Genomic DNA, 14,770 nt, shown 5'->3' on the forward strand with positions numbered 1-14,770 from the left:
GAATGAAATGATGGGATGAGGGGGAGCGCTGCATGAACGAAGCCGTGCTGGTCATAGAGGATGAGCCCAAAATAGCACGTCTGCTGGAACTGGAACTACAGTATGAGGGATATCAGGTAGGCAAGGCTGGTAGTGGAACAGAAGGACTGGAGAAGTATGCAGAAGGACAGTGGGATCTGATTCTGCTGGATGTGATGTTGCCTGGTCTGAGTGGAATTGAAGTGCTGCGGCGAGTACGGGCCAAAGATGCAACGGTTCCGATCATTATGCTCACTGCCAAAGATTCTGTAGAAGACAAAGTATCCGGCCTGGATCTCGGAGCCAATGACTACATCACCAAGCCGTTCCAGATTGAAGAGCTGCTTGCCCGAGTTCGGGCTGCATTGCGGCTTAGTGCAGTGGCGTCTGTTGTTTCTTCCGCTCTTTCGTCTACACCTGCTGATCCGGGGAATGACTCTTCTGGGCATCAGGCTGAAGCTGAGGCAGGCTGGTTGACGGCTGCCGGGTTGAAACTGAATGAAGGAACGCGAGAGGTATCCCGGGATGGTGTGGCCATTGAGCTTACTCCACGTGAGTTCGACCTGCTCGTATATCTGCTGCAGAATCAACGTCAGGTGCTCAGTCGTGATCAGATTGTACAGGCCGTGTGGGGATACGATTATTATGGAGATACCAATGTGGTGGATGTGTACATCCGTTATGTGCGCAAAAAGGTGGATAACGGATTCACACCGCCCTTAATACATACCGTACGGGGCGTTGGATATGTCCTGAAGGAACAGTTATGAGCCTGCGCAGTAAAATCTACGGATATTCGTCTGTATTATTTGCTGTGCTGTTAATCGCGGTGAACCTGTCGGTCTACATCGTGTTTGAACGGATGTCGATTGATAACGAAGTTAATCGGGTGGAAGCGGAAGCGGAGTCTATTGTCAAAGGAGTGCGTCAGTCTGCCGGCTCCATTCCGCCGGATGACTTGTTACGGGCGTACGCGCCTGTGAACGGCATGCTTCGGATTGTTAATGAAGACGGCACCAGTTCCCCGGTGACAACAACAGCAGCTTCCGAGCAGCTGAGCAAGCTGCCCTATAAGTATGAAAGTGAGAAGAAATCGGAGTATACCCAAGTTGAACAGATTGGTTATGTGTGGGTATCAGTCCCGGTCATCTGGCCTGATGGCGAGGTGGTGAATGTGCAGGTCACCGAGAGTGTAGCAGAGACAGAGAATCGCCTATCTGTACTGCGAACCGTGCTTGTGGCGGTCACGATTATTGCTCTCATTCCGGCCATTATCTCCAGCCGGATTCTGGCGAATCGGATGACCAGACCGATTCAGCAGATGACACGTACAATGAGTGACATTCAGTCCAGCGGACAATTCAAGCGTCTTCCACTGGAGGAAGGGTCGAAGGATGAACTGAAAACAATGGGACAGACGTTTAACCGGATGATGGATCTGCTCGAATCCAACTTTGAACGACAGGAACGATTTGTATCCGATGCATCTCATGAGCTCAAAACTCCACTGACCATTATTGAGAGCTATGCCAGCCTGCTACAGCGGCGAGGAAAAGAGCGGCCCGAGGTATTTGATGAAGCGGTGGAAGCAATTCTGTCCGAATCGGTTCGTATGCGGGAGATGACCGAGCAACTGTTACTGCTCGCGAAGCAGCCAGAGCAGTGGAATGTACAGTTGGAGCGTGTGGATATCACAAGACTGGCTACAGACTCCACACGTGCGTTCCGCGAAGCCTATCACCGTGAAGTCCGGTGTGAAGATCCAGGTCCAATCTGGGCGATCAGCGATGAGAGCAAGCTGAAGCAGCTTTTGTTTATTTTGCTGGATAATGCCCGGAAGTATAGTGAAGATGCAATTGAAGTCAGGCTGGAAGCCAAGGGGCAAGAGTGCCGTATTCGGATTGTGGATACCGGGATTGGTATGCGGGAGGATGAGCTGGAGAAGGTATTTGACCGATTCTACCGGATTGATCCGGCCAGAACACGCAGCTTAGGCGCAAGCGGTTCAGGTCTGGGATTGTCACTTGCCAAAGAGCTTGCAGGAGCAGTTGGAGCACGGATCGAACTGACCAGCACCGAGGGTGAAGGCACCGAGGCTTCGATTATTTTGCCATTATCGGTTCAGAACGGGCCGCTCTCATGAAATTCTCATTCTTCTCTTATATACTGATAAGCATCAGATCAACTGGGGATGATAAGAGAGTGCATAGGGGGAAACGGGATGACAGAGCATGAGCAGCGACCACCGGAGATGAAACGGCATGAACAAGGGAACAGTGGATGGGCAAAATCGCGAAGGTCACTCTGGTGGGGTGCAGGGATTCTCGTTGTGCTGATTGTGGCAGTAGTTGCTTGGTGGAAGCCGTGGCAATCGACGGGTGCGGTACTTACGGCAGATGCGGCAGCACAATCGGTGCTTGATCAATATCCAGGTGAGATTGTGAATTCCACGTTGAAGGACGGGACGTATATCATGCAGCTCCGTTCGGAGACTGGCCTATATGATGTGCAAGTGGATGCCGTTACAGCTGCTGTGAATTCCATTAAACGGCTGGAGTCGAACCCGCAAGCGGAAGAGAAGACATTATGGAGCCGCGAGCAGATCAAGACGGCGTTGTTAAAACAACAAACAGATAACCAATTGGTCTCGCTTGAACTTGTGGAGCAGCAAGGCAGTCCGGTATACACCGCGGTAGTGAAGGCAAAGGATAACAGCCGTGAAGAACTCACGATTGATCCATACACGGGAGAGACGATATCTTCCAAAACAACAGCAGCCCCGACAACTGAACCAACCAAGGATGATCCCAAACCTCAGTTTCTGAGCGAAAAGCAAGCCAAGCAGAAGGCACTTGCGGAGGTTTCGGGGGAAGTGGACGACATCGAACTGCGTGGAACCAACAGTGGGAATCCGTATTATCTGGTTGAAATTGATCTGGCGGATGGCAGGGAAGCCATTGTGCAAGTGAATGCCATCTCGGGAGCGATTCGTTCGGTGACTTGGGATGAGGACGAGGATTAACATGTTGCAAGGAACACATTAAATATAGTTATAGTGTTAAACTGCTTAGAGAGATGATTCCTAGTTTAGGGGTCATCTTTTTCATTTAGTGTAGATTACATACGTATTGAATACCTGTTAAATGAGCATTCTCTTCATTTTCTCATCAAATTCTAATCTAACTCTCGCTGATCTCTCATTCCTGCAGGTTATTCTATAAATGTAGACGAGAACGAAAACAACAACGAGGAGATGAATGATGATGATGAACAAACATAAACTTTGGATTGGTAGCTTGTCAGCAGCAGTATTACTTGGTGGATCAGCCGTGGCGGCTAGCGGGAATGTGAACGGACAATCGGTGCAAACTACACCAACGTCAACGACACAATCCGTTACACAGAATCAGAACAGCACAGGCAAAATGCTGAATGCATCACAAGCGAAAGCGCTAGCGTTGAAAGCAGCCGATGGTAAAGTGGGTGACGTGGATCTGGAGCGCAGAAACGGCCAAACGTTCTATGAAATTGAGATCGACAGAAAAGGAAACAATGATGTTGTCGTTCGTCTGGATGCTTATACAGGCAAAATCCTTGCGGTCGTGAATGATGAAGACTACGATGATGATTATCAAGGTACTGTAACAGGCAACACATCGAACACCTCTGCTTCCAAGCAGGTCAAATTGACGGCATCCCAAGCTTCAAACATTGCATTGAAACAGGTGACAGGTGGTAAAGTAACCAAAGTCGAACTGGATCATGATGATGGTCGTTATGTGTATGAGATCGAGCTGAGAACCGCTCAAGGTGAAGCGGATGTAGATATCGATGCCAACACAGGCAAAGTGTTGTCGTTCGACCAGGATTTTGACGACGAAGATTAAGTAATAAGGGCGAGTACACGCCGATAAAACATCATATCATGTACCTGCCCACGAACAGCCACACACAGCCAGAGACAGTTACATCATGGAGGGCAGGGCAGGTATAGCAGAGGACGCTTCGGGGGAAGCGTCTTTTTGCTGTCTATGGAGAGAGCGGAGTATGAAATTGTACATGTTCAGCCGGATTGTTCACTATGCGAGCAGGGACGTGGCGCATACAATCAGAGTCAGGGAGGTGAATGCCTAGCCAGTCTTGCCAGGAATTCTAATGCTGAAATGCATCATCGATCGGAGGCAGATGAGACATATCGATTTTATTTAATGTAAGCGCTTCATAAAAAACATGGAGGTGCATTACGATATGGCTATGAACGATGGATGGTTGAAAAAGAATACACATTCACGTCGCTTTACCCGCCGCTTGAGTTATCTGCTTGCTTTACTGTTGGCGCTTCAATCCATAGGCATGCTGGTCGCACCCGGACCGAATGCGTCAGCTGCTCCGCTCAGTGTAACGAACGGGGTACAGTTCAAGGATACCAACGGCAATGTTGTTCATGCCCATGGGGGCGGGATGATCCAGGCAAACGGGTATTATTACTGGTTTGGGGAGAACCGCAATACGAATGGAACGTTCAAGGCGGTGTCTGTGTATCGTTCATCGGATCTGAGGAACTGGGAGTATCGCAATGATGTGCTCACCAGCAGCTCGGCAGCTGAGCTAAATATCTCCAACATCGAACGCCCGAAGGTCATCTACAACAGTGCTACCGGCAAATACGTGCTTTGGATGCACAAGGAGAATGGTCTGGATTATGGCGAGGCAAGAGTAGCTGTAGCTACTTCGAATACGGTTGATGGCAACTACACGTATGTGGGCAGTTATCGTCCGCTTGGCTATGACTCCAGAGATATGACGGTATACAACGATAACGGAACCGCTTATCTGATCTCTGCAACCCGAGTGAATGCTGATCTGAATATATATAAACTGACCCCGGATTTCCTGGGTGTGGAATCCCTGGTCACAACACTATGGCCCGGACAATATCGTGAAGCACCTGCCCTATTCAAAAAAGACGGTGTCTACTTCCTGATCACCTCGGGTGCAACTGGCTGGAATCCAAATCAGGCCAAATATGCGACAGCCTCCAGCATTACAGGCACATGGAGCGGCCTAAGCAATTTTGGAGACAGCACAACATATGGTTCTCAATCCACCTATGTTGTTCCTGTAGAAGGTTCACAGACCACATCTTATCTCTACATGGGTGATCGCTGGGCCGGTGCCTGGAGCGGACCCGTGCAGGATTCCAAGTATGTCTGGCTGCCACTCTCGTTCCCGAGCGCAACCAGTCTGGTGATGAACTGGGCCAGCAGTATTACGATAGATACAGCAACAGGGACCGTGACCGGAATTAGTACATCGGATGTATGGGACCCGAATGCTTCATATCAGCTGATTAGCCGTAAAAGCAATAAATTACTGAATGTCATTGGGGGTTCTTCCGCCAACGGTGCGGATCTGGAGCAGCGAGCAGATGGGGGGACGACAAGTCAACAGTGGCAGATTACCGATGCGGGTGGCGGTTATGTCAAAATCATCAACCGTTCCAGTGGCAAGCTAATTGGTGTGGAGAATGGTGCCACGACGGATGGGGCTGTCATTGAACAGTGGAATGATGGTGGCTGGGCCAGCCAGCAATGGCAGCTCGTCCATGTAGGTGGTGGTTATTATAAACTGAAAAACCGCAGTACAGGCAAGGTATTGGATATCTCCAGTCAATCTCTGGCAGATGGGGCTGCGGCCATCCAGTGGACGGATAATGGCGGCACGAATCAACATTTTCAGATTGTTAAGGTGCAGTAAGACGTTTTAAATATTATAAAATAAGGTTCAACATAAAGTGGAAGCCCTTGTCTCTTACCATAAGGTGAGACAGGGGCTTTGTGATGTATTCACGTATGTTACGTGATGCTTTTACTCGAAAGGAATATCCAGATGATGGCTGATATCGTGACCTATTTCCGATCATTACCATCCCAATCTGTGGTAAACTAGTAGAATTGTAGAAAAAGATAGAGACAGGAGCTGGATAACGAAGTGAGTGAACAACAAGTGCTATCAATTGAAAGCTTGCGTATGAGATACAACGGACGTTATGTGCTGAACGGCATCGATCTGGAAGTAAATCGCGGTGAGATGATTGGATATATTGGTCCAAACGGGGCTGGCAAAAGTACAACGGTTAAGATTTTACTCGGGCTGGTTGAAGGATATGTAGGCACGGTGCGAATCTTTGGTAAAGATATTGCGGATGGCGATGTAGAGTATAAACGCAGAATCGGCTATGTTCCGGAGGTGGCGGAATTGTACGAACAATTAACACCTGCGGAGTATCTGACTTTTACGGGAGAGTTATACGGTATGTCCTATGAAGATGCGGATTACAAGGCCAAGCTATTGATGGATTGTTTTGGACTGGAAAAATCATATCATTCCCGCATTGCCTCCTTTTCCAAAGGTATGCGTCAGAAAGTGCTGTTAATCTCTGCACTGCTGCACGACCCGGATCTGTTGTTCCTGGATGAACCGCTTAGCGGATTGGATGCCAATAGTGTGATGGTGGTCAAAGAGATTTTGTCACAATTGTCAGCCAAAGGCACAACCATCTTCTATTCGTCACACATCATGGATGTGGTGGAGAAGATCAGCAGTCGAATTGTACTGATCGCTGAAGGACGCGTAGTGGCAGACGGTACGTTCAAGCAGCTTCAACAGCAATCCATGGAAGGTACGCTGGAGGAAGTATTCAATCAATTGACAGGCTTCAATGAGCATAAAGCCATTGCGGAGCGTTTTGTATCAATTGTGCAGGAGGTGTACTGATATGGAGGAATCCTCTGACTTCCGCACGCTCAAGATTCTGGATCGCTTTCGTCCGCTCATCGCCAAAACAGGGGCGGATTATGATGTGCTGCGCCTGATTTTGCGAGTGAAGTTCCAGATGGATCAACGTAGAGTGCCTACCATTTTATCCAACAATTCAGGGAAAAAGGAGCGCAAGGAAGGTAATCAGTTTCTTCGATCCCTGTGGTTGTATGGATTAATGGGACTGATGATGGTTCCCTTCGTCGTCTGGGATACGGGGCATTTTATGCTTCAGATGGGTCTTGTATTTGGCATTTTAATGTTTATGATCATGACGTCCATGATCTCGGATTTTTCCTCCGTACTGCTGGACATTCGGGATCGCAATATCATCATGACGAAGCCCGTTAATGGGCGAACGGTAGGTATGGCCCGAGCCATCCACGCAGGCGTTTATCTACTATTGCTGACGGGTTCATTAACCGGTATACCGCTAATTGCCGCGTTGGTGACGCATGGGATCGGATTCTTTCTGATTTTCCTTGTAGAACTGATTCTGATCAATATGCTGATTCTGGTGACAACGTCTCTGATCTATCTGTTCATGATGAAGTTTCTGGATGGTGAGAAGCTGAAGGATATGATCAATATGGTGCAGATTCTGCTGTCCGTGGGGATTGCAATCGGTTATCAGCTGGTCATCCGTTCGTTCAGTATTATTGACTTTGGTATGGTATTTACCCCGGCATGGTGGCAGTTGCTGTTGCCTCCGTTATGGTATGCGGCCGCATATGAATGGTTATTTGCAGGGGGCGGGAATGTGTGGATCTATACGTTCACAGCACTGGCAGTCTTGGTTCCTGTGGTGAGTATGATCGTATATGTGAAGCTTATGCCTTCCTTTGAATTGTATTTGGAAAAAATGGCACATTCGGGTGAGTCCTCCGGACGCAGACGTGGACGATGGGATCGGTTGATCTCCAAGGTGGTCAGTCGTTCCAGAGAAGAGCAGGCTTGCTTCCGTCTGTCAGCCAGCATGATGCGTAATGAACGGGAATTCAAGCTTAAGGTGTATCCATCGCTTGGTTTATCATTTGTTTTACCTTATGTATTTTGGTTTACCGAATTGCAATCTTCTACCTGGGCGGAGTTTAGACAAAGCTCGTTTGTATACACCTTTTACATCGTGCTGATGCTGGTTGTAACGGTGGTGGTCATGCTGAAATTTTCAGGACAATACAAGGCATTCTGGACCTTTCGCGCTGCACCGATGGCAAATGATAGCGCGTTATATAAAGGCGCTCTGAAGGCGTTCTTGTGCAACATGTTCCTGCCTATATTTCTGGCAAATGCCATTCTGTTCACCTGGACATTTGGATTACGGATACTGCCGGATATTGCAATTATTATGCTTACAGCTACGGCGCTTGTCCCACTGGCAGGCAAATTGTTGCTGCGTAAGCCACCGTTCTCCCAATCCTTCAGTATGGCGCAGCAAAGTGATGGTTGGTATGTATTCGCCGCCCTTCCTGTACTTGCCATGTTATGGGGAGTCCATGTCTTTTTCCGCTCGGTATCGGGGGGCATCTGGATCTATGGCGCAATACTGATCGTAGCGAATGTATTGCTGTGGACGCTGCTGTTTCGAGAGAAGAAGACAGTGAAGAAGAGGTCGGTTGCAGTTTAAGGAGTAGTAGAGTAAGAGAGAGTAAGAGCGCTAAACGATAAGAGAGGGTAAAAGAGCTAACCTGGACACGGATGTCGGGGTTAGCTCTTTTTGATAGGTGATACTTCCCCATAGATACTATCCCAAAGAAACCTTCGCCGCAGCGCTAACGAACCTCAGGAACACTATTCTTCGGAAAAGTAGTTATTTAGCTTGAAAAAGGACCAAACTATGCACAATAACATGTCTGAGATTCGTTAGATATTAGGTTCGCGCTAAAAGGGGCAAATAGGGTGTAACAGATTCGTTAGAATGAAGTAAAGCAGTGGAGGTTCCCCAGGAGGGGGCACCCTATCTTGTGTGGCCTGCTCGGAGAATGGATTCCGCTAGCCGATCGGCTGCATCGGCTGTGGAGATCGCAGATTGCGTAGCTTCTGCGTATACCTTGCTCAGCGTGCCTGCAATCCCCGCCACCTTTTGGCGGATCAGGTCAGGCCCGGCGCCTTCCAGCTCGTAGGCGGTGGAGATGATTCCGCCTGCGTTGAGCACATAATCAGGCGCGTACAGGATACCGCGCGCCTGCATGCGGCCTGCAACCAGCTGTCGTTCACTCAGCTGGTTGTTGGCCGCCCCGGCAACGATGGAGCAGCGCAGCTCCTCCACCGTTGCCGGGGTCAGTACGCCCCCTAGGGCACAGGGGGCGAAGATCTTGCAGTCAGCGGCGTGGATATGGGCCGGATCGGCCGAGATGGCGCCGCTGAACTGCACAAGGGCACGTTGTACACGCTCCGGTACAACGTCTGCCACAATGAGCCGTGCCCCGGCTGCATGCAGGTAACGGCACAGGGCATACCCCACCTTGCCCAGTCCCTGGACGGCAACGGGAATGCCCTGCAAAGATGCAATGCCTTGTTGGCGCAGCGAGGTCACAATGCCGATGTGCACGCCGTAGGCGGTCATCTCGGCAGTGAAGTCATCCTGCGCCCCCAGCGAACCGGTGGTGTCCGTCACATGTGCGGTCTCCAGTCGGATCTGGTCCATGTCTGTCGCCGTGGTACCCAGATCAAGACCAGTCACGTATCGCCCGTTCAGCCGCTCCAGACAACGACCCAGTGCACGAAAGCGCTGCGCCCGCTTGGATGCGTCTGTATCCAGACTTTTATCTTGTGGATGTGTCATCTCATCAGCGACGACTTTCCGTTCAGCGGCAGCGCCCTTTTGCTGCTCTACTCCTAGATCTCCAGCGACCTGCTCAGCACTGTGAGATCCGCAACCATCCTCATCCGGTTTTGTATTCTTCGCTAAAGGCACATCCCATATGACCACTTTTCCACCACCATACGGCAATCCGGAGATTGCATTTTTGTACGTCATGCCTTTGGCAAGCTTCACAGCATCCCGAACAGCTTCTTCCTCGGACGCATACGTCCAGTAGCGGCATCCGCCCAGCGCAGGTCCAAGGACCGTGTTATGAATGGCAATGACCGCCCTCAATCCACTATCTGCATCATGGCAAAAAATGAGTTCCTCCATGCCTTCCCGCTCCATCTCCTGCCATAGCTGCATGACGGTACCCCCTTTTTGTTTTGACCCATCCATCCTGGTTCTGACCTGATATCCTGTGCCAGCGTGCTTGGCTTTATGATGATACAGCATATTCAAAGACCCCCGTTTTCGACCCCGGGACCTCCGCCGGGTTGATAATCGGTACAAACGGTTCTATAATGGCAGTTCCGGCATGCCAGAGAGCAGAAAATGCCTACGGATTTACATCCAACCGTTTAGAATGAGGGCATAACGTCCAATGATGGAGATAGAGCGAACATACAGGAAGCATAGATGATACGAAATCTTCGAGGATATGCAGCAAAGGGCCAATTCCATTGTGAAGGCCAGGAAAGAGGGATTGTGATTGTTTAAAATATTGGTATTTATCTTTTTGATCCAGATTGTGTACGTATCCGCTTATACACTCCGGATGATTCTGACACTCAAAGGACAGAAATATATCGCCGCACTGATCAGCATGGGTGAGATTGTGATCTATGTACTCGGTCTGAATCTGGTGCTCCAATACCTGACTCAGCCTTCGGCCCTGATTGTGTACGCGGTGGGTTATGGACTTGGGGTGTTGCTCGGTGCGTGGATTGAAGAGAAGATCGCGCTCGGTTACGTTACCGTTAAAGTCATCTGTAACCAGATGGGCAACAACGTCGCGAATGCCCTGCGAGATAAAGGATATGGTGTTACTGCATGGGTGGGCAGTGGACGTGATGGAGATCGGCTTGTGATGGAGATTCTGGCAAAACGTAAAAACCAGAAATTGCTCTACCAGACGATTCTCGATCTGGACCCCAAAGCATTTGTTATTACCGTGGAGCCCAAACAGTTCCATGGCGGCTTCTGGACACGTTCCATCAAAAAGTAAAATCGAGCAGGTCTGCAGCAGATGCAGTCCTGCTTTTTTAATTTCATCCCATCTGGAATGTTCTTGTACCACGATATATCCATGAAACCTTACTCCCCAAGTTAACTCTGTACGATTCAAGGTTGCTTACAGTACAAACCCTTACCATACCAGCCTTTTCCAACCATATGTGAGATAGGGATTATTGTTGTAATCGTTTACAAAATGTACATTGAGAACATGTCCTTCGTAACATGGCATGGCAGCGATGGGCGAATGTAATCATTATATTTCGGGAGGAATGGAATCGATGAAAATCAAATTTCGAAGCTTATGCAGCACAGCCTTGGCTCTAACGTTGGGGTTAACTTTATTGTCCGGCCCGGCAAGTGTGCAGGCAGCAGGCAACGCAGACTACAATCTCACAGGCTTCTCCCAAGGGAATACGGGCGGCGGCATTATTAACGAATCCAACACAGCCACGTATAAGAAAGTGTATAATGCGACCGATCTGGCATTGGCGCTGAAAAAGAACTCCGGTGTCAAAGTTGTTGAGATCATGAACGATCTGAATCTGGGATGGAATGAAATTCCGAGTGCAGCGCAGATTTCTCCTTTTGCCAAGCATAATGATGCGCTGACACATCCTGTATTAAAACAGACAGGTGTCAGCAAGCTCACGATTGACGGTTTCAATGGACTCACGATTTTCTCCGCTAACGGCTCCAAAATCAAACACGCTGCAATCAGCGTGAAACGAAGCTCAAATGTCATCATCCGTAACCTGGAATTCGATGAGTTATGGGAATGGGATGAATCCACCAAAGGTGATTACGACAAGAACGATTGGGATTACATCACCCTGGAGGAGAACAGCAACGTATGGATTGATCACTGCACATTTAATAAAGCCTATGACGGACTTGTCGATTCGAAAAAAGGAACCAGCGGCGTGACCATCTCCTGGTCCCTCTTCAAAGGGGATGACGGCAGCTCGAACAGCTGGGTTACCCAGCAGATTAACGAATTGGAAGCGAATAAGGCTTCCTATCCCATGTACAACTACCTTCGCAGCAGTGCTGTAGGTCTCAGCAAAGCCGATATTATTGCCATCTCGGGACCACAGAAGAAAGGACATCTGGTCGGTTCGACCAGCCTGGAATCAGCTAACGCCAACCTGTCCATGACACTGCACCATAATCTCTACAAAGATATTCAGGACCGGATGCCACGCCTGCGTGGAGGCAACGCACATGCATACAACATCGTGATGGATTCGACAGGGGCACGTGCCGCTAAAGCCAAAATTACAACGGCGATGGCAACAGCGATTGCGTCCAAAGGTTATAAGTTCGATATCATTGGCAATGGGGCAATCTCCACAGAGAGCGGAGCCGTATTAGTTGAGAAATCAGTCATCAAGGACGTGCTGTATCCTGTGCGCAACAATCAGACCGATCCGGCAGATCCAACCTATACCGGCAAAATCAGAGTGACCGATACTATGTATTCTTTGGATGGCAGCTCATTCCGTGGCAGCAGTGATACGTCTGGCAGTCCACTGGCGCCAATCCCGGCGGTGATAAAATCCTTCTCCTGGAATGGCTTCTCGTCACTGCCGTACAGCTATACTACGGATGATCCGTCCACTTTGAATGCACGCCTCACGGCTTCCAATGGCGCGGGTTCGGGTAAACTGACCTGGTCCAAGGATAATTGGTTGAAGACAAGTTATTGATATCAGAGTAACCTGTTGCTTTTACGTTCTTCAAATAAGGAAAAGAGTGCTCCTGCAGCTAAGATTGCCGGGAGTGCTCTTTTTATATAATTTAGCTCTATAAACAGTTTGGTGGCCTATAGAAGAATGATTTCTTGTAAAAGTGGACCATCTCCAGCTACAGCATGTGTTGGTCTCTCCGGTGATCGTTGTATATCAATATTCATCTTCATTACCCCAGTGAGTAATTTATGACAAATTAACCATTTATTCAAATTCATCTTGTAATTTTACTTACCGGTAAATATAATTTATTAGAATTGACCAATAAGGATGGTGAAGCAGTTTGGATGTATGGATATACTTCGCACTTACTCTTGTTTATTTGATACTTGTTATTCGGATGACCGTCGCGTTGACCCAGAGGAAGCAATGGCTTACGTATGCCAGTTTTCAGTTATTCGTAGCGTTCAGCTTAGCATATGATAATGGAATTATTGCTCTAGGTAATATAATCGGGGAAGGGGAACCGCTAATGGTTCTCAGTAGCCTTCGATTTTGGCTACATGCCTTTGCTACCCCTACCCTTATTCTTGCTAGCTACCATATATTGCGCAGCTCAGGTGCCAGGTTTGCAAATAGAAGAATAACGAGTGTGGTAGCATGGCTGATAACGCTGGGTCTGGTTATCTACCAGATTGTAGGCTTTACTTTATCCGAGGTTCAAAATCTCAAAGTTACAGAAGAGTATGGAGTACTGAGATATATGGCAGAAGGTCATGGAGGTCCGCCGATGATGGTGATCATCGTGGGGCTTGTACTCTTATTTGTTAGCCTGATCGTTCTTTTCAAACATAAATGGGTATGGCTGTTTGTTGGGACTGCATTATTGTTTGCAGGGCAGTTAATCTCCCTGCCAGTGGAAACCGGTACTTTAACCAATGTGTATGAGCTGATCCTCATCCTCTCGATTTGGAGAACGACTACATTTTTGAAGAATTCAACAGATCATCGCCGGCGTTAAGCTCCGCTGTATCAGAAAAGACTGGCCAGTAAGATAAAGGCCAGTCATCTGTGTTCGTTTATTTCATTTTTTAATTCAAATATCCATAATATCTGATGAGGCAGACGCAGCACTTACCGAGTCGCGATAGATGATGTTGCCTTTCACGTGTACACGACCGAAACTGCGGTTCGGGTTGTCGATCTTCTTGAGCATGGACTGAACTGCCGTGCGCGCCATTTGTTCCACATCCACTTCAACGGTCGTCAGCTTGGGATCGGAGAGCATCGCATAGATATCATTATCAAAACCAACAACAGAGCATTGGCCAGGCACCTGAATATCCATGGAAGTCAGTTTTTGAACGAGCAGATGAGCGACCTGATCACAGTTGCATACAAAAGCGGTTGGCAGCTGTTCCGGCAGATCAATCTCAATAAACGTACCCCGTTCATCCCGATCATTCAGAACCAGATCCGGATTCATTGGCAACCGATGTTCCAGCAAGGATTTGTAGTACCCAAGGAATCGGTCCTGGATGCTGCTCGTGGAATACAGGTTCCCTACATAAGCAATGTTACGGTGGCCTTGCTGAACCAGATAGTTCGTCAGCTCATAGGCAGCGTAAAAGTTATCGGTAACGACAGAATCGATGTCCGAATGTTCATCGTAGAAGTCGAGAAACATTTTGGGAACCTCCATCGATCGCACCAGTTCAATATACTCTTTGCTGATCTGTCCGAGCACGATGAAACCATCGACCTTGTTGTCGCTGTACAGCTTGGGCAGTGTTAATTCCTCCTCATCCTCCACATTCAGAATGTGCAGAATGCCGTAGTAGCCCTGTTCCTCCAGATGTTTGGTGATGCGCTGGAACACGCGTACATAGAACGACTGCGTAGGCCCGGTAAAACGCTCCGGGATAATTACGCCAATATTATGGGTTAAGCCTTCCTTCATCGAACGGGCAGCGGCATTATACCGATAGCCCATTTCAACAGCAAGCACTTTAATTTTTTCCTTTAATTCGCCACTCACGCCATCTTTATCATTCAATGCTTTCGAGACGGTCACACTGCTGACCCCGAGCCTGTCGGCGATATCCCGCATGGTGATATTATTCTTCAGTATGGTCGCCTCCTTCAAGCCGGTATAGGCACAATGTGCTGTCATTATGATGAGTGCTTTCTCCACACATAA

The 14,770-nt window shown here is 48.5% G+C and carries 12 protein-coding genes; 10 read left to right on the forward strand and 2 right to left on the reverse strand.

Annotation, left to right across the window (positions count from 1 at the left end; all coding sequences use genetic code 11):
• Positions 1 to 32: 32 nt before the first annotated feature.
• The 7 genes from ACE04G_RS04640 to ACE04G_RS04670 all read left to right on the forward strand — a co-directional run bounded on the left by ACE04G_RS04640 (position 33) and on the right by ACE04G_RS04670 (position 8,464).
• The gene (locus ACE04G_RS04640; protein ID WP_449003677.1) at positions 33 to 788 is read left to right on the forward strand and encodes a response regulator transcription factor; all 756 of its coding nucleotides are present in this window, start codon (positions 33 to 35) and stop codon (positions 786 to 788) included.
• Positions 785 to 2,161 carry a sensor histidine kinase gene (locus ACE04G_RS04645; RefSeq protein ID WP_221819894.1) on the forward strand — a complete coding sequence of 459 codons (1,377 nt, stop codon included), beginning with the start codon at positions 785 to 787 and terminating at the stop codon, positions 2,159 to 2,161. Before ACE04G_RS04640 ends, ACE04G_RS04645 begins: the two co-directional genes overlap by 4 nt.
• Positions 2,162 to 2,239: 78 nt before the next feature.
• Positions 2,240 to 3,040, forward strand: coding sequence for a PepSY domain-containing protein (locus ACE04G_RS04650; RefSeq protein ID WP_449003678.1), 801 nt, complete (start codon positions 2,240 to 2,242; stop codon positions 3,038 to 3,040).
• Between the two features lie 241 nt (positions 3,041 to 3,281).
• On the forward strand, positions 3,282 to 3,905 hold the full coding sequence (locus tag ACE04G_RS04655) for a PepSY domain-containing protein (RefSeq protein WP_449003679.1): 624 nt from the start codon (positions 3,282 to 3,284) through the stop codon (positions 3,903 to 3,905).
• Positions 3,906 to 4,266: 361 nt separating this feature from the next.
• Positions 4,267 to 5,775 carry an RICIN domain-containing protein gene (locus tag ACE04G_RS04660; RefSeq protein ID WP_449003680.1) on the forward strand — a complete coding sequence of 503 codons (1,509 nt, stop codon included), beginning with the start codon at positions 4,267 to 4,269 and terminating at the stop codon, positions 5,773 to 5,775.
• 234 nt (positions 5,776 to 6,009) lie between these two features.
• Positions 6,010 to 6,795, forward strand: coding sequence for an ABC transporter ATP-binding protein (locus ACE04G_RS04665; RefSeq protein ID WP_047840868.1), 786 nt, complete (start codon positions 6,010 to 6,012; stop codon positions 6,793 to 6,795).
• A 1-nt stretch (position 6,796) separates the two neighbouring features.
• Positions 6,797 to 8,464 carry a hypothetical protein gene (locus ACE04G_RS04670; protein ID WP_339180479.1) on the forward strand — a complete coding sequence of 556 codons (1,668 nt, stop codon included), beginning with the start codon at positions 6,797 to 6,799 and terminating at the stop codon, positions 8,462 to 8,464.
• A gap of 330 nt (positions 8,465 to 8,794) precedes the next feature.
• Here the strand turns inward: ACE04G_RS04670 and ACE04G_RS04675 are convergent, their stop codons facing one another.
• Positions 8,795 to 10,009 carry a Leu/Phe/Val dehydrogenase gene (locus ACE04G_RS04675; RefSeq protein ID WP_339180476.1) on the reverse strand — a complete coding sequence of 405 codons (1,215 nt, stop codon included), beginning with the start codon at positions 10,007 to 10,009 and terminating at the stop codon, positions 8,795 to 8,797.
• A gap of 346 nt (positions 10,010 to 10,355) precedes the next feature.
• On the opposite strand from ACE04G_RS04675, the gene ACE04G_RS04680 reads away from it, so the two are divergent.
• The 3 genes from ACE04G_RS04680 (at position 10,356) to ACE04G_RS04690 (ending at position 13,591) form a co-directional block, all read left to right on the forward strand.
• Positions 10,356 to 10,871, forward strand: a complete 516-nt coding sequence (locus tag ACE04G_RS04680; RefSeq protein ID WP_036606590.1) for a DUF2179 domain-containing protein — start codon at positions 10,356 to 10,358, stop codon at positions 10,869 to 10,871.
• A 280-nt stretch (positions 10,872 to 11,151) separates the two neighbouring features.
• On the forward strand, positions 11,152 to 12,588 hold the full coding sequence (locus tag ACE04G_RS04685; protein WP_445253526.1) for a pectate lyase family protein: 1,437 nt from the start codon (positions 11,152 to 11,154) through the stop codon (positions 12,586 to 12,588).
• Positions 12,589 to 13,222: 634 nt separating this feature from the next.
• Entirely contained in the window at positions 13,223 to 13,591 is a 369-nt protein-coding gene (locus ACE04G_RS04690; RefSeq protein ID WP_449003681.1) for a hypothetical protein, read from the forward strand.
• 75 nt (positions 13,592 to 13,666) lie between these two features.
• Here ACE04G_RS04690 and ACE04G_RS04695 read toward each other — a convergent pair whose 3' ends face one another.
• Positions 13,667 to 14,743, reverse strand: a complete 1,077-nt coding sequence (locus ACE04G_RS04695; RefSeq protein ID WP_449003682.1) for a substrate-binding domain-containing protein — start codon at positions 14,741 to 14,743, stop codon at positions 13,667 to 13,669.
• Positions 14,744 to 14,770: the final 27 nt, after the last annotated feature.

It is taken from the genome of Paenibacillus sp. AGC31, assembly GCF_057334655.1.

What these genes read in the sequence shown, in the direction of transcription:
- ACE04G_RS04640 (WP_449003677.1), top strand. Translation starts at nt 33, where the DNA reads ATGAACGAAGCCGTGCTGGTCATAGAGGATGAGCCCAAAATAGCACGT.
- ACE04G_RS04645 (WP_221819894.1), top strand. Translation starts at nt 785, where the DNA reads ATGAGCCTGCGCAGTAAAATCTACGGATATTCGTCTGTATTATTTGCT.
- ACE04G_RS04650 (WP_449003678.1), top strand. Translation starts at nt 2,240, where the DNA reads ATGACAGAGCATGAGCAGCGACCACCGGAGATGAAACGGCATGAACAA.
- ACE04G_RS04655 (WP_449003679.1), top strand. Translation starts at nt 3,282, where the DNA reads ATGATGAACAAACATAAACTTTGGATTGGTAGCTTGTCAGCAGCAGTA.
- ACE04G_RS04660 (WP_449003680.1), top strand. Translation starts at nt 4,267, where the DNA reads ATGGCTATGAACGATGGATGGTTGAAAAAGAATACACATTCACGTCGC.
- ACE04G_RS04670 (WP_339180479.1), top strand. Translation starts at nt 6,797, where the DNA reads ATGGAGGAATCCTCTGACTTCCGCACGCTCAAGATTCTGGATCGCTTT.
- ACE04G_RS04675 (WP_339180476.1), bottom strand. Translation starts at nt 10,009, where the DNA reads ATGCAGCTATGGCAGGAGATGGAGCGGGAAGGCATGGAGGAACTCATT.
- ACE04G_RS04685 (WP_445253526.1), top strand. Translation starts at nt 11,152, where the DNA reads ATGGAATCGATGAAAATCAAATTTCGAAGCTTATGCAGCACAGCCTTG.
- ACE04G_RS04695 (WP_449003682.1), bottom strand. Translation starts at nt 14,743, where the DNA reads ATGACAGCACATTGTGCCTATACCGGCTTGAAGGAGGCGACCATACTG.